Genomic DNA, 13,955 nt, shown 5'->3' on the forward strand with positions numbered 1-13,955 from the left:
CAACTGGTCTGACCACTTGACCTCTTGCCAGTGTGCGGCCTATCGTCAGTACATGTTCCAACCCGTTGCACGTACCTCGGCCTCCGGCGCAGTGTTCGATCAGATTTCGGTGAAAGTGCTGGCCGGCGAGCTTGCGGCTGGAGAAAATCTCCCGAGCGAGCGCAAACTTGCCGAAGCATTCGGGGTCTCGAGGCCGGCAGTCCGAGAGGCAATTCAGAAGCTCGCCCAGGCCGGACTCGTCGAGGTTCGGCAGGGCGAGTCCACATCGGTGCGCGATTTCCGACGCCAGGCCGGACCGGAACTTCTCCCCCAATTGCTGGTGCGCGACAGCGTCCCCGATCTGAGCGTGGTGCGCAGCGTTCTCGAGACTCGCGAGTTGATGGGGCCGCAGATCGCAGTGCTGGCCGCCCGTCGCATCTCGGCGGAATCAGCCGGAGAACTCGACGTGGCCGTGGAACATCTTGGCGCCACCGAAGATCCGGTAGAACTGCAAGACCTCGCGCTGGCGTTCTGGGACATCGTTGTCGACAGCGCAGATTCCATTGCCTTCCAGTTGATCTTCAACAGCCTGCGCACCGCGTACGAACCGGCCATGACGGCACTTGCTTCCGTCATGGTTGCCGAAGTCGGCCAGACCGAACTGTATCGAAAACTGGCCTCCGCCATCACTTCACACGACGAGATCACCGCCGAAACACTGGCAGCGAAGCTGCTCCACACCGGCACCACAGCCATTGGCGACGCTCTCGCCTTCCTAGAAGGACTGGATCCATGAGTAAGCCCGTCACTCTCGCCGATGCCGCACGGACGTTCCGCAAGTCGCCGACGCCGTGGATGATCGGCACCATGCTGCTGGCTGCGGCGGCGACGCGCATTGCGCTGGGCAACTGGCAGATCACCGACACACTCGTTCCGCTCGTGATGATTGCCGCGTTTCCCTTCGTGGAGTGGATCATTCACGTATTTGTACTGCACTGGAAGCCACGGACCATTGCCGGCGTCACGCTCGATTCACGGCTGGCCCGTAGCCATCGGGAACACCACTTCGCGCCGCGAACCGTCTCACTCATCTTCATTCCGTGGCAGACGCTCCTGATCGTGATTCCCGTTCTGACCGCCGTCGCCCTCCTGTCGTTTCCCCGCATCGAACTCGGCCTGACGTTCCTGACGTGCATTTCCGTGCTGGGCCTTGGCTACGAGTGGACCCACTTCCTCATCCACAGTGACTACAAACCGAAAACTGCTTTCTACCGGTCGGTTTGGCGTAATCATCGCAATCACCACTTCAAGAACGAGCACTACTGGTTCACGGTCACCACCGCGGGAACCGCCGATCGTGTGCTGGGTACCTGCCCCGATCCCACATCAGTCGAGACATCCCCGACTGCGAAGAATCTGCATGGTACCGCCTCGAAGCTGTGAAGAAATGACAGTTCCTGGCTCCCAGCTGGCAATGAACTTGAACTTGACTGTGTATCAGCAATTTTCGTTGAATCTCGCTCGAACCGTGCTTAGTGTCGATGGAGTCAGAAGTTCGAAAAACGCTGTTACCAAAGGACGCAACACATGTTCAACGATGTATTCAACAACGTCATCCACCCGATGGTCACGAACTTCCAGCAGGGCGGTCCGGGTCAGTTCATCCCGCAGGGCACGCTCCAGCAGTTCATCCCGCAGCAGTTCCTTCCGCAGCAGGCACCTCAGGCGGCCGAGCACGTCACGAACATCTTCGGAAGCTGACACGTACATCTCGATATCGGCACCATGCAGGTCGCTCGTCCAATACTCTGGACGGGCGACCTGCCGCCGTCAATCAAGGATTCCTCATGAGCGCCAACCCCCAAGTCCACGCCTTCACCGACGATGCCCTGGGCGACCTCGACGCCACTGGCGTCGCCGCCCGCATCAAATCTGGTGAGGTGACCGCGCGGGAAGTCCTGGAGGCATCGATCGCGCGCGCCGAGGCAGTTCAGGGGCAATTGAACGCTCTGGCCTGCACTGATTTCGATCGCGCCCTCGCCAGAAGCAACCGGCCCGCCACGGGCGTCTTTGCCGGTGTCCCGACCGCGATCAAGGACAACACCGACAGCGCCGGCCTTCCCACCCAGCAGGGCAGCAAGGCCTTCACCGCGGTTCCCGCCAAGGCTGACAGCGATTTCGCGAAGCAGTTCCTCTCCACCGGGGTCATTTCGATCGGCAAATCTCGGCTGCCGGAATTCGGATTCAGCGCGTCCACCGAGTACATGACGGAAGAACCCGTCCACAACCCCTGGAATCCGGCGTACTCATCCGGCGCATCCTCGGGTGGCGCCGCCGCGCTTGTTGCTTCCGGCGTACTCCCGATCGCGCACGCCAACGACGGCGGTGGATCAATTCGCATTCCCGCTGCTGCCTGCGGACTGGTCGGACTCAAACCCACTCGCGGACGTACCATCGCCGATCCGGCAGACAGGTCGATGCCGATCCGGCTGATCGCACAGGGCGCCGTCACCCGAACAGTTCGCGACACTGCACGATGGATGTCTGCGGCTGAGAACTACTACCGCAATCCGCGACTCGCACCGGTTCGGCTGATCGAAGGACCCAGCTCAACCCGACTGCGCGTCGGCGTGATCGCCGAATCCGTGACCGTCACCAAGACGGACGACGAGACGCGCAAGTCCGTCGAAGCTACCGCGGAACTCCTTGCGAGCCTTGGCCATCATGTCGAGGACGCGGCATTGCCCGTCGGCCCGGAATTCATCGACGACTTCAGCATCTACTGGGGCTTCCTGTCTTTTGCCATCTCCACCGGTGGCAAACAGATGCTCGGACCCGACTTCGACAAGTCCGGCACCGACAATCTCACCAAGGGCCTGTACACGCTGTACCGGAAGAACCTCGCGAAGACGCCGCGTGTGCTCTACCGCTTACGACGCCTCCAGCAGCAGTACAGTGCCATGTTCTTGAAGTACGACGTCGTGCTCTCACCGGCTCTGGGGCACACCACTCCCGAGCTCGGATACCTTTCTCCCGCTCAGCCTTTCGAGGAACTCTTCGACAAGTTGATCGCGTACACGTCGTTCACGCCGCTGAACAACATCTCCGGCGGTCCCGCGATTTCGCTACCGATGCACCAGACCAGCAACGGCTTGCCGTTGGCTTCGCATTTCTCCGCTGATCTCGGAGACGAGCGCACGCTCCTCGAATTGGCCTTCGAACTGGAAGAGGCTCAGCCCTGGAGACGAATCCAGGACTGAGCCCCACCCGGTAGAAACTGTCAGTCGCGCGGCAACCCGAGCATGCGCTCACCGATCACGTTGAGCTGCACCTCGGTGGTGCCACCGTAGATGGTGGTGGCACGGCCCGAAATGAGCTGCTCCATCGCCTTGTCGCTGGGCTGACCCGGGATGCTGACCGCTCCGGCAGCACCCAGTTCAGCGACGACGAACTCGGCGATCGACTGGCTGATCTTCATCGCCAACAGCTTGCCGACGCTCGACGTAGTGCTCACGTCGATTCCCGAAAGTTGTTTGAGCACAACACGGGAACCGATGAGGTCGATGGCCTGGCTCTCGGCCACCAGTTCCCCGACGCGGTAGCGACCGATCGGGCTCAGGTCTGCTGATTTCGCGAACTTCAGCAGATCGGAGTCCGAGGCGTACGCCTCCATCTTCTGGCTCAGCGCGACGCGCTCGCCGGCCAGCGTCGTACGGGCGACGTTCCAGCCGTCGTTGACCTCGCCGACCACGTTCTCGTCGGGGATGAAAACGTCGTCGAGGAACACTTCGTTGAACAGCGCCGAACCCGTCATCTCACGGAGCGGGCGGACGGTAATGCCCGGTGTCGACATGTCCAGGACGAAGTAGGTGATGCCCTGATGCTTCGGCTTGGTGGCGTCCGTGCGGGCGATCAGCATTGCCCAGTCGGAGAACTGTGCAACCGTGGTCCAGATCTTCTGACCGGTGATCTTCCAACCACCGTCGACCTTTTCGGCCTTCGTCGACAATGACGCGAGGTCGGAACCAGCACCGGGTTCACTGAAGAGCTGGCACCACACCAGCTCACCCTGCAGCGTCGGCACCGCCAGTTCTTGCTTCTGCTTGTCCGTGCCGTGAGCGACAACCGCCTGTACCGCCCAGCCACCCATGAGGAGCTGCGGCATCGAGATACCGGCAGCCTTGATCTCCTGGGAGATGACGATCTGCTCGAGCGGAGCGGCGCTGCGCCCGTACGGCTTCGGCAGGTGCGGCTGAACCCACCCGCCGTTGCCGAGCGCGATCAGCTGGTCGTCCTCGTCGAGATCGACCAACTTGGCCAGCTCAGCCGCGATGCCGCCGCGGATCTCCTCTGCCTCGGGGGGCAGCTCGAGAACCGAAGCCCGGCTGACACCGTCAAGTGCCTGCTGCGCAACACGATTGGCACGATCCTCGCGGGTTCCGAGAATGCCGCGGATCGAGAGCGCGCGGCGGTAGTACAGATGCGCGTCGTGCTCCCACGTGAATCCGATGCCGCCGTGGACCTGGACGCAGTCCTGCGCTACCTGCACTGCGGCGTCCGGCACGATGACTGCGGCAATGTCGGCGGCAAAATCTGCCGTGTCGTCACCCTTGTCCAATGCGCTTGCCGCATCCCACACAACGGCGCGTGCCTGCTCGAGCGCAATGCCCATCTGCGCGCACTTGTGCTTGACGCCCTGGAACTGGCCGATGGGTCGCCCGAACTGCACACGCGTCTTGGCGTACTCCGACGCGGTGGACACGCACCAGGACATGACGCCGACGTCTTCGGCGCCGAGAACGACTGCGGCAATGGACCGTACCCGCGCCTCGGTGAGACCGTCGAGTACCCGTTCGGCGCTGATCTGAACATTGTCAGCTTCAATGCGCGCACTGCCGCGCAGCACGTCGATGCTGTCCTGCACGGTGATCGAGACTGCGCTGCTCTCGAGCACCGCGTAGCGAACGCCCTCGGACAACTGGATCGGGACCAGCAGCACGTCGGCATGTTCACCGCCGAGCACACCGTCGAGTGCGCCCGTGACCTTGTACCCGCCGTCCGATGCCTCAGTTGCCAAAGGTGCACCCAAGGCGAGCGCTGCCGTTCGGCTTCCGTCGATCAGACCGGGCAGGAACTCGAGCCCCGCCTTGGAATCGGCGGCCCCGAGAACGGCGCTTGCCAATACCGTCGGGACGAACGGGCCGGGAGAGACTGTGCGGCCCAATGCTTCCAGTGCCACCGCCAAGGTCAGCAGACCGGCGCCGTGACCGCCCCGCTCTTCCGGAACCGCGAGCCCGAGAAGGTCTTGCCCGACGAGTGCCGTCCAGAACTGCGGGAACTTGTCCTCGGTCCGCGACTCCACCGCCGCACGCACCTGCTCGGTGGTGATGGTGCGCTCGGCAAAAGCTCGCACGGAATCTGCAAGCGCGGTGTGCTCCTCGCTCAGCCCGAGGCCGAGTTCGTATGCGTTGCGTGCCATGCGCTTACAGACGTTCTGCGAGGTCGGCGGCGGTCCAGGGACCCTCGCTCTCGATGGTATTGACGCCGTGCCAGCCGGCGAGTTCCGTGATGGCCCCACCCTGAACGGCGTACACCTTGCCGGTCAGCTTGCACTCGGCTTCCGCGAGGTATGCCACGAGCGGCGAGATGTTGGACGGCGCAAACGCGTCGAACTCTCCCTCGGGGACCTCGGCCGCGAACAGCGCACCCATGCCGGGTGTCGCCAGCGTCAGTCGAGTTCGTGCGATGGGCGCAATTGCGTTGACGCGCACGCCGTATCGATCGAGCTCGTCAGCGGCTACCAAGGTCAGGGCCGCGATGCCCGCCTTGGCGGCGCCGTAGTTGCCCTGGCCCGCATTCGGCATGAAGGTACCCGAAGCCGAAGCCGTATTGATGACCGAAGCATTGACGGTCTCGCCTGCCTTGCTCTGGTCCTTCCAGTACGCGGCAGCGTGGTGCAGCGTCGCGGCGTGCCCCTTGAGGTGCACGGCAATGACTGCGTCCCACTGGCTCTCGTCCATGCCGGCGATGAAGGCGTCACGAAGAATGCCCGCGTTGTTGACCAGAACGTCGAGCCGGCCGAACTCGCTGACGGCCTGCTTGACGAGGCCCTCGGCTCCGTCCCAGGTGGCGATGTTGTCGGTGTTGGCAACGGCTTTGCCGCCTGCAGCGACGATCTCGTCGACTACCTGCTGCGCGGGTCCGGCATCTGCACCCGATCCGTCGTTTGCTCCGCCGAGATCGTTGACCACGACGCTCGCACCCTCGCGAGCGAAGAGCAGCGCATGCTCACGGCCGATGCCGCGTCCTGCTCCGGTGATGATCGCTACGCGACCGTCGAGACTTCCCATCAGTTCAGATTCCCATCAGTTCAGTTGTCGGACATGAAGACTCATTTGTCGGCGATGACCGCGAGGCCGTCCTTGATGACGAGGTCACCGACCGCGCTGGTTTCGTACGAGTACGACGTGGCTCCGTCTGCCGATCCCGACTTGTAGAACACCGTCTCGATGTCCTGCGTCGGGAGTACGGGCTTCGCGAATCGCACTGCGAGACGGCGCAACCGCTCGGTCTCGCCGCCGGCCAGTTCAGTCAGAGCTCCCCACGACGTGAAGGCCATCGTGCACAGCCCGTGGTTGATGATTCCGGGGAGCCCGGACATGCGAGCGATCTCTTCGTCGAGGTGGATCGGCATCGGATCGCCGGACGCCGGTGAGTACCGGAACGTCTGGTCCTCGTCGATGTGCTGATTGACCAGCGCTGCCGGACTACCCGCGCGAAGAGCGTCGTCGAATCGGTGTTCGGGAGCCTTCTCGCCCAGGCCGGGGCCCGCGTCGACCTTGCGGAAGAACGCGGTCATCCACTGCTCGTTGACCAATTCACCCTTGTCGGTTGTGGTTTCGACGTAGATGACGACAGTGGAACCGTTGTCGCGACCCTCGAACCCGATGGGCTTTGCCCGGGCCACCAAATGGTCGCCAGGGTAGATCGGACGGTGGAACAGGAAATCCTGCTCACCGTGAACGAGCTTCATCAGCAGTTCGACCGGTGCGACCGACAGCGCAGCGGGTGCCATCGACATGAAGACGGGTACCACCGCGAAGACCGGTGGGGCGATCTCGCCCAACAGATGCCGCTCGATGGGATCGTTGGTGGCAGCGGCATATTCAGCGATGCGCTCGGCTGTCACCTCGAAGTGCTCCGGATCAGTCCAGACGTCCAGCCCGGAAGTATCGAATTCGACCGCGTTGCTCTTCGGTGTTGTCGTCTTCGGTGTTGTCATCGAGAGTTATCCGACCAGCTCGGCGAACTTCGCCAACGAAGCCTCGAGATCAGCCTTGGCGTTCTTGGCGACTGCCTTCCCGATCGGCCCGACAATCATGGTGCCCTTGAAGCTGGCGTCGACGGTTGCCTTCGAGCCGGCACCGTCGGCCTCGACCGAGAGGATGAATTCGACGGTGACACCGGCCATGCCGGTTCCGGCGATCTTGACCATCTTCGGAACCTCGACCTCTTCGACGGTCCACTCGATCTTGTTGGCCATACCCATCACCGAAACGACCTCGGTGAACTTGGCGCCCAACGCCACCTCGGTGGGCAGTTCACTCTTCCATCCCTGGTGAATGGTGAGCCACTCTTCCCAGCGAGACAGGTCGGAGAGCGCATCCCAGGTCTTCTCGGGAGACGCGGGCAGTACAGCGGAGACGGAAACGGAAGCCATGATGAAACTCCTTGTGGGTAGCTAGCGGGTTGAGGGTGTGATTCAGCGTGCGTAGGGCTTGTATGCGGTCACGACAACTGCGCCGCCGAGGCCGATGTTGTGCTGGAGGGCAACCTTCGCGCCGTCGACCTGACGCTTGTCGGCGGTTCCGCGGAGCTGCCAGGTGAGTTCGGCGCACTGTGCGAGGCCCGTTGCCCCGAGGGGGTGGCCCTTCGAGATGAGGCCGCCGGACGGGTTGACGACCCAGCGTCCGCCGTAGGTGGTGTCGTCGGCGTCGACGAGCTTGCCGCCGTCACCTTCCGCGCACAGTCCGAGCGCCTCGTAGGTCAGCAACTCGTTGGTGGAGAAGCAGTCGTGGAGTTCGATGACGTCGACGTCGTCGGCGGTGATCCCGGCCTGCGCGTATACCTTCTCGGCGGCCTTACGGGTCATGTCCGCGCCGACGAGGCTGATGGCGCTCTTGTCCTCGAACGTGCTGTTCATGTCGGTGACCATGGCCTGTCCGACGATCTCGATCGCCTGAGCAGCGAGGCCGTGCTTCTCGACGAAGGCTTCGCTGGCGATGATCGCCGCGCCGGATCCGTCCGAGGTAGGCGAGCACTGGAGCTTGGTGAGCGGCCCGTGAATCTGGCGGGCTTCGAGGATCTGCTCGAGGGTGTATTCGTCCTGGAACTGGGCGTACGGGTTATTCAGCGAGTGCTTGTGGTTCTTGACGGCGATCTTCGCGAACTGTTCTGCGGTGGTTCCGAAGCGTTCCATGTGCTCGACGCCGGCCGCGCCGAACATGTACGGAGCGGGCGGCATCGCGAACTCCTGCAGCTCGGCGAGAGCGAGGAGGTGCCGCATGAGTGGCTGTTCGCGGTCGTCGTACGTGGATCCGAGCGACCCGGACTGCATCTTCTCGAAGCCCAGCGCCAGTGCGCAGTCGGCCTGACCACTCTTGACTGCCTGCGTGGCGAGGTAGAGCGCGGTCGATCCCGTCGAACAGTTGTTGTTGACGTTGACGATGGGGATACCTGTCAGCCCCAGCTCGTAGACAGCCCGCTGACCTGCGGTGGACTCGCCGTAGACGTAGCCGACGTATGCCTGCTCGACCTCGGAGTAGTCGATACCCGCATCTTCGAGAGCCTTGGTACCCGACTCGCGTGCCATGTCGGGGTAGTCCCACTCGCGGGCTCCCGGCTTCTCGAATTTCGTCATGCCGACGCCGACGACAAAAACCCTGTTACTCATTGCCACTCCTGAAGAGAACGGTATCTGTGTGTGACACGCTGTCCCACCAAAGTATGTGAGACATCTTGTCCAGTCAATGCCCGGGTGAGTATCGTTCGATTCATGACGAACACAGCCGAGTCGGCGCAGCCCGACGGGCGCAGCACTCGCTGGAACGATCACAAGGAGCAGCGCAAAGCACGCATCCTCGACGCAGCCCTCGACGCAGTCAACGAAGGTGGTGCCGATGTCGGCGTCCAGCAGATTGCCGAGCGCGCCGACGTCCCCCGTTCTGTTGTCTACCGGATCTTCAAGGATCGAGCCGACCTCGACGAGCAACTGCGGGTCCGCATCCTCGACATGATGATGACCGACCTGACGCCCACCCTCACGCCGCAGGGTACCGTCGGCGAGACCATCTCGCGGGCCGTCGACACCTATCTTCGCTGGATCGTGAAATACCCACGCTTGCACCACTTTCTAGGCAAAGGATCACCGAGTACGCGGGCAACCGGTTCGAAAGTGGTGACGGGAACCAAAACAGCCATCGCCGTCCAATTGGGGAACTTGTTGGGCGCGATTCTCGCCAGCCGCGGCAAACCGTCGAAGATGGCGGAGCCCTTGGCTTTCGGTGTGATCGGATTGGTCGACGTCAGCGTCAACCGTTGGCTCAGCCAACCAGGATCCGACGTGTCCGGCACTGAATTAGCCGAGTTCCTCGAGCTTTCCATCTGGCAGGTTCTCGACGGTAACCTTCGACGAATGGGTGTGGACATAACGCTGGCGACCCCGATCGCCGACCTGTGACCGTCACAGAACTACCCTGGACACTCGACGGACGCGGGCTTCAACTGATCCATGTCCCATCACCAGTCCTACACGCATTGGGTGAAGATAACTCCACTCTCGCAATGGAACTCGCACCCGACATTCTGACCCCGTATCTCCTCGGCGAAGAATGCCAGGGCTTATGGCGCTACCGGAGCAAGCAGATAGCAGAGAACCCACTCGACAGCGCGTGGATCACCCGCATCGCCGTCGATGCCCGCACCTCGACGCCGGTGGGGTTGGCTGGATTTCACGGCCGCCCCGACGCGCGCGGGATGGTCGAGATGGGATATCGCATCGACCCGGCGTTTCGACGACAGGGCTACGCACGAACCGCCCTCGAGATACTTCTCGACGTCGCGAGTCGCGAATCCGAAGCGCACATCGTGCGCGCGACCATCAGCCCGGACAACATTGCATCTCGAAATCTGATCAGCCAGTATCGTTTTCACGAAGTCGGTGAGCAGTGGGACGAAGAAGACGGTCTGGAAACCATCTTCGAAGTCAGCGCCTCTCCGGAACCGTGTCAGCCGTAGTCAGCAATGTGCACCGGGGCATGATTGATCCCCGGTACATACGCTGGGTTTTTCAGGCTGCTGTTGGTGGTGTGTTCCCGGGAACGGGAACTTGATACGGGTCCACCGACATCGGTGGATAGAACCGGGTTTTCCGGTCGTCTCCGATGTCTACTCTCCACTCCGTGTGATGCATCATCCGATGATGATGACCGCACAACAAGACCAGATTATCGAGATCCGTCGGGCCGTCGTCGAGCCAGTGAATCAAATGATGGGCATCGCACCAGCCTGACGGGGTTCCACAACCGGGGAAGGCGCAGCCGCCGTCTCGTACCGTGAGGGCTCGCCGCTGCGGGACGGTCGCGAGTCGCGCCTTCATTCCGTGATTGAGGGGAACACCGTTGCTATCGAGAAGGATTCGGGTGACTTCGCAGTCGCAAGCGAGCATGCGGGCGGTGTCGAGGCTGATGGGGCCGGCCCAGTTGGTGATCGCGTAGCCGAGTTCTTCGGTGGAGGGCAACAGGTCTTTCAATGCCTGAAGATCGGTGAGGTCTTTTGCAGTGGCGGTGATCGTCAGATGCGGTTTCACTCCACCTTCGACGGGGCCGAGGCCGGCGCCTTCGTAGCGGCGCAGCAGTTCACAAAATCCGTCGGCACGTCGAAGTGCCGGCGTGCGCTCGTCTTTCACGCCGTCCTTCTCCGGCGTGGGCGCCGACAGCGCGGACAGTAGCGCGATGAGACGGGCACCGTTGACGGCGTCGAGGTCACCTTTGACGCTGACTCGCCCGTACAGGCCACGGGAAGCATAGAACTCGTTGAGTTCGGAGTCCTCACCGGCCGGTACGCCGTCAGCGCGGTTGCCGTACTGCTTCTGGATCCGCCGGATCGCCGCGCGGACGGAATCACAGTCGGCGACGTTCTTGGAGGCGAGGGTCAGGAGGATGTCGCGGGCCTTCTCGACGTCGACGAGGCTCATGTTCGTGGGCGGGCGCTGACAGAACTGCGCCACCTGACGCGCCTTCGACGCATCGATATCACCGTCGTGAAAAGACTGCCCGACAACAGGTTCGAGCATGAACAACCGCGCCAGGCCGACCAGCCGGCTGCATTCGCCGATCTCGAGGTTCGTGGACTGGTGCAGCCACTGCGCGATGGCGCGGAATCCTCGGCCGCCGAGTGTGTCGCGGGTGAACATCTCGGTGATCATCACAACCATGCGGGACGTCATCTCGTGCCGGGCGCGGGCGAGGTCGAGAACCTCTGCCTTGAGGCCCTCGCCGTCGTATTGCCACGCTTCCCGACTGTCCATGCACTGATTTTAGTCGAACAGGATTTCGATTCCTAGGGACATACCGGACAGGTTTTCATGAATCCAAGCTCGAGACTTGTTGATATACAAGCCTATTCAACGACACATCACCTGCCACCGACTACGCCGGCTTGTAACCCTTGCCCTGCATCCAGGCCAGCACATCCAGGATCCGCACCACCGGCACTACATCATTCAAACCCGCCCGATCGCGCAGGTCCGACAACCGATCATGAAGTTCTCCGTTGCGAGCCTGCAGCGAGAATCGCACCGGCTCCACGTGAGCCGCTTTGGTCCCTAGTTCCCGGCCGACGACGTCGTCGTAAATCGGGAAGAGTCGCGGGCGTTTACGAGCAATGAGCTTGGACGCCATCGTGCGGCCGACACCGTGGATGTCGCGGAGCGCTGTCTCCAACTGCCACACCGGAGATTCCGGCGTCAATGGATCAGCTTCGTTCGCCAGATCACGATCTGGCCCTACGTCGGCCAGGAGACCATTCAATGAAGCGTTACACTCCCCCAGCAGGAACAATGCACCCTGGGCCGGAACCTGGACCGCGAGAAGTGTCACTGCGACAAGATCTTCCGCAGTGAAGCGGTCTACGTCGCGATCACGATTGCCACTCGGATCCCAGGTGTCCCACAGCGCCCCGGTCCGTAGGTAGCCCGTCTTCGCAACCTTGCGGGTGAAGTATTCCTGCAATACGTCCAGTGCACCGGCGTCGTCACCGTCTCGCAGCACACGTGGCAGGCGGATGGACACTTGCTCAGCCATGATCGACCGACCTTTCGAGTACGTACTTGGCAAATCCGGGGTTGTGGTATTGCCGGAAAGGCCCTTTGCCCTTGGCTACGAGATGGTCTGCAAGCGGCCGAACGGTCGACGCGTCGACGGGCAGTTCGGCGAACTGCTCCAACGCATCCGAGTCCTCGAGGCTGCAGTCGATCATAGTTCCGTCGCCGTCGGCTGAAGCCAGTTCGGTACGCCGAATGCCGAGTAGATCGTGTTTCGCGGCGAGTTCCTCGATACTGCAACCGGTTCGGGATTCCAATGCCGAACTCGACACGAAGACCGACATGACGTGTTCGATCGGTTGTCCACCGGAAAGATGGCACTCGACGCTCAGCACTTCCATCGGGCCGATGTTGAGGGTGAACAATCGATGGCGCTCCGCGGATCGGTTGGTCGACGGCAGGCAACTGATTGTCCACTGCTCGATCTCGACTGCCGCCGGCGCGTCGAACGCGTAGGAGAGAACCTCGGCAATCAGCTCGGCAAGATCTTCGAAGAGTGGGTCGCGCTGCAACCGCTCGAAGTTCTCGACGGAGGCGGCGGGGCGCACAGGTGCTTTGCTCACTGCAGCCCCCCTCTTGTCCGATGAGGCTGAAATCTAACGTTTCACCTCGCATCAAAGGTACCCAGCGCTAGGTAGCCGTCGCGCGTTCGCCCTCACATAGAGCGCCGCGTTATGGTTCTCAACACGTACTACTGCCTTACCGATCGCTAACTCGAGGAGCATACGAAGTGGAAATCAAGGGAACCGCAGCACTGGTCACCGGAGCAGCTTCCGGACTTGGTGCGGCTACGGCCAAGCGCCTCGCCGACGCCGGAGCCACCGTCTTCGGCCTGGATCTGCCCGCATCGATCGAACGCGCCGGCGACAACGTCCCCGCCGGTGTCACCCTCATCCCCACCGATGTGACCAGCGGCGAAGAGGTCGAAGCTGCGATCAACCAGATCGTCGAATCCGGCTCTCCGCTGCGTATCGTCGTCAACTGCGCCGGCGTCGGCTGGGCCGGACGCATCCTGTCCAAGAACGGCCCGCACGACCTCGAACTGTTCCGCACGGTCATCACCGTGAACCTGCTCGGCACGTTCAACGTCATGCGTCTGGCAGCCGACGCCATCTCCAAGACCGATGCCGTCGACGAGTCCGGGCAGCGCGGCGTTGTCATCAACACCGCTTCTGTTGCCGCCTTCGAAGGCCAGATCGGCCAGATCGCCTACTCGGCATCCAAGGGCGGCGTGCACGGCATGACGGTTCCGGCTGCCCGCGACCTGGCTCAGTTCGGCATCCGCGTCAACACGATCGCTCCCGGCATCATCGACACCCCGATGCTCGCCGGCGTCACCGACGAGTACCGCAAGGGCCTCGAAGCCGGCGTTCCGTTCCCGTCGCGTCTGGGCCAGCCGTCCGAGTACGCGCAGCTCGCTCAGATGATCGTCGAGCACGACTACCTCAACGGCGAGACCATCCGCATGGATGGCGCTCTCCGTATGACACCGCGCTAACTTGCTGTGCGCCTTTATTAACGTCGGGCTCACGTGGTTGACGCAACGAGCGATGTGCGAAACCTTTCCAACGGAGTATCCCATTCAAGGGTTTTG

General features: G+C 62.3%; 15 protein-coding genes. 7 read left to right on the top strand and 8 right to left on the bottom strand.

Going from position 1 to position 13,955, the window contains the following annotated elements:
* Positions 1-52: 52 nt before the first annotated feature.
* From ACFRFQ_RS27000 to ACFRFQ_RS27015, 4 genes are all read left to right on the top strand, one after another.
* The gene (locus ACFRFQ_RS27000; protein ID WP_378664627.1) at positions 53-775 is read left to right on the top strand and encodes a FadR/GntR family transcriptional regulator; all 723 of its coding nucleotides are present in this window, start codon (positions 53-55) and stop codon (positions 773-775) included.
* Entirely contained in the window at positions 772-1,422 is a 651-nt protein-coding gene (locus tag ACFRFQ_RS27005; RefSeq protein ID WP_378664628.1) for a sterol desaturase family protein, read from the top strand. The genes ACFRFQ_RS27000 and ACFRFQ_RS27005 overlap by 4 nt, the downstream gene beginning before the upstream one ends.
* A gap of 144 nt (positions 1,423-1,566) precedes the next feature.
* Positions 1,567-1,740, top strand: coding sequence for a hypothetical protein (locus ACFRFQ_RS27010; RefSeq protein ID WP_185993102.1), 174 nt, complete (start codon positions 1,567-1,569; stop codon positions 1,738-1,740).
* 86 nt (positions 1,741-1,826) lie between these two features.
* Positions 1,827-3,239 (top strand): amidase, encoded by a 1,413-nt coding sequence (locus tag ACFRFQ_RS27015; RefSeq protein WP_378664630.1) that lies wholly within the window; start codon positions 1,827-1,829, stop codon positions 3,237-3,239.
* 20 nt (positions 3,240-3,259) lie between these two features.
* Here the strand turns inward: ACFRFQ_RS27015 and ACFRFQ_RS27020 are convergent, their stop codons facing one another.
* From ACFRFQ_RS27020 to ACFRFQ_RS27040, 5 genes are read right to left on the bottom strand one after another with little or no spacing between them, the layout of a single operon-like run.
* Positions 3,260-5,458: an acyl-CoA dehydrogenase gene (locus tag ACFRFQ_RS27020; protein WP_378664632.1), complete on the bottom strand. Its 2,199-nt coding sequence runs from the start codon at positions 5,456-5,458 to the stop codon at positions 3,260-3,262.
* A 4-nt stretch (positions 5,459-5,462) separates the two neighbouring features.
* Complete coding sequence (locus ACFRFQ_RS27025; RefSeq protein WP_378664634.1) at positions 5,463-6,329, bottom strand: SDR family oxidoreductase; 867 nt, start codon at positions 6,327-6,329, stop codon at positions 5,463-5,465.
* A gap of 41 nt (positions 6,330-6,370) precedes the next feature.
* Positions 6,371-7,261: a MaoC/PaaZ C-terminal domain-containing protein gene (locus ACFRFQ_RS27030; RefSeq protein WP_378664636.1), complete on the bottom strand. Its 891-nt coding sequence runs from the start codon at positions 7,259-7,261 to the stop codon at positions 6,371-6,373.
* A gap of 6 nt (positions 7,262-7,267) precedes the next feature.
* Positions 7,268-7,699, bottom strand: a complete 432-nt coding sequence (locus ACFRFQ_RS27035) for an SRPBCC family protein (protein ID WP_030535858.1) — start codon at positions 7,697-7,699, stop codon at positions 7,268-7,270.
* A 42-nt stretch (positions 7,700-7,741) separates the two neighbouring features.
* Entirely contained in the window at positions 7,742-8,932 is a 1,191-nt protein-coding gene (locus ACFRFQ_RS27040; RefSeq protein ID WP_003944135.1) for a lipid-transfer protein, read from the bottom strand.
* A 102-nt stretch (positions 8,933-9,034) separates the two neighbouring features.
* On the opposite strand from ACFRFQ_RS27040, the gene ACFRFQ_RS27045 reads away from it, so the two are divergent.
* Both ACFRFQ_RS27045 and ACFRFQ_RS27050 read left to right on the top strand, forming a co-directional pair.
* Positions 9,035-9,718, top strand: coding sequence for a TetR/AcrR family transcriptional regulator (locus tag ACFRFQ_RS27045; RefSeq protein ID WP_378664639.1), 684 nt, complete (start codon positions 9,035-9,037; stop codon positions 9,716-9,718).
* A 104-nt stretch (positions 9,719-9,822) separates the two neighbouring features.
* Positions 9,823-10,275, top strand: coding sequence for a GNAT family N-acetyltransferase (locus ACFRFQ_RS27050; RefSeq protein ID WP_378664640.1), 453 nt, complete (start codon positions 9,823-9,825; stop codon positions 10,273-10,275).
* Between the two features lie 52 nt (positions 10,276-10,327).
* Here ACFRFQ_RS27050 and ACFRFQ_RS27055 read toward each other — a convergent pair whose 3' ends face one another.
* From ACFRFQ_RS27055 to ACFRFQ_RS27065, 3 genes are all read right to left on the bottom strand, one after another.
* Positions 10,328-11,566 carry a DUF222 domain-containing protein gene (locus tag ACFRFQ_RS27055; RefSeq protein WP_378664642.1) on the bottom strand — a complete coding sequence of 413 codons (1,239 nt, stop codon included), beginning with the start codon at positions 11,564-11,566 and terminating at the stop codon, positions 10,328-10,330.
* 121 nt (positions 11,567-11,687) lie between these two features.
* Positions 11,688-12,341 carry a DUF6308 family protein gene (locus ACFRFQ_RS27060; RefSeq protein ID WP_378664644.1) on the bottom strand — a complete coding sequence of 218 codons (654 nt, stop codon included), beginning with the start codon at positions 12,339-12,341 and terminating at the stop codon, positions 11,688-11,690.
* Positions 12,334-12,924: a hypothetical protein gene (locus tag ACFRFQ_RS27065; protein ID WP_378664646.1), complete on the bottom strand. Its 591-nt coding sequence runs from the start codon at positions 12,922-12,924 to the stop codon at positions 12,334-12,336. The genes ACFRFQ_RS27060 and ACFRFQ_RS27065 overlap by 8 nt, the downstream gene beginning before the upstream one ends.
* A gap of 167 nt (positions 12,925-13,091) precedes the next feature.
* On the opposite strand from ACFRFQ_RS27065, the gene ACFRFQ_RS27070 reads away from it, so the two are divergent.
* Entirely contained in the window at positions 13,092-13,859 is a 768-nt protein-coding gene (locus ACFRFQ_RS27070) for an SDR family NAD(P)-dependent oxidoreductase (RefSeq protein WP_138871303.1), read from the top strand.
* Positions 13,860-13,955: the final 96 nt, after the last annotated feature.

It is taken from the genome of Rhodococcus sp. NPDC056743, from assembly GCF_042790355.1.
Classification (GTDB): domain Bacteria; phylum Actinomycetota; class Actinomycetes; order Mycobacteriales; family Mycobacteriaceae; genus Rhodococcus_F.

Excerpts from the sequence above, each read along its gene's own strand:
- ACFRFQ_RS27000 (WP_378664627.1), top strand. The coding sequence starts at position 53 with ATGTTCCAACCCGTTGCACGTACCTCGGCCTCCGGCGCAGTGTTCGAT.
- ACFRFQ_RS27005 (WP_378664628.1), top strand. The coding sequence starts at position 772 with ATGAGTAAGCCCGTCACTCTCGCCGATGCCGCACGGACGTTCCGCAAG.
- ACFRFQ_RS27010 (WP_185993102.1), top strand. The coding sequence starts at position 1,567 with ATGTTCAACGATGTATTCAACAACGTCATCCACCCGATGGTCACGAAC.
- ACFRFQ_RS27015 (WP_378664630.1), top strand. The coding sequence starts at position 1,827 with ATGAGCGCCAACCCCCAAGTCCACGCCTTCACCGACGATGCCCTGGGC.
- ACFRFQ_RS27020 (WP_378664632.1), bottom strand. The coding sequence starts at position 5,458 with ATGGCACGCAACGCATACGAACTCGGCCTCGGGCTGAGCGAGGAGCAC.
- ACFRFQ_RS27025 (WP_378664634.1), bottom strand. The coding sequence starts at position 6,329 with ATGGGAAGTCTCGACGGTCGCGTAGCGATCATCACCGGAGCAGGACGC.
- ACFRFQ_RS27030 (WP_378664636.1), bottom strand. The coding sequence starts at position 7,261 with ATGACAACACCGAAGACGACAACACCGAAGAGCAACGCGGTCGAATTC.
- ACFRFQ_RS27035 (WP_030535858.1), bottom strand. The coding sequence starts at position 7,699 with ATGGCTTCCGTTTCCGTCTCCGCTGTACTGCCCGCGTCTCCCGAGAAG.
- ACFRFQ_RS27040 (WP_003944135.1), bottom strand. The coding sequence starts at position 8,932 with ATGAGTAACAGGGTTTTTGTCGTCGGCGTCGGCATGACGAAATTCGAG.
- ACFRFQ_RS27045 (WP_378664639.1), top strand. The coding sequence starts at position 9,035 with ATGACGAACACAGCCGAGTCGGCGCAGCCCGACGGGCGCAGCACTCGC.
- ACFRFQ_RS27050 (WP_378664640.1), top strand. The coding sequence starts at position 9,823 with ATGGAACTCGCACCCGACATTCTGACCCCGTATCTCCTCGGCGAAGAA.
- ACFRFQ_RS27055 (WP_378664642.1), bottom strand. The coding sequence starts at position 11,566 with ATGGACAGTCGGGAAGCGTGGCAATACGACGGCGAGGGCCTCAAGGCA.
- ACFRFQ_RS27060 (WP_378664644.1), bottom strand. The coding sequence starts at position 12,341 with ATGGCTGAGCAAGTGTCCATCCGCCTGCCACGTGTGCTGCGAGACGGT.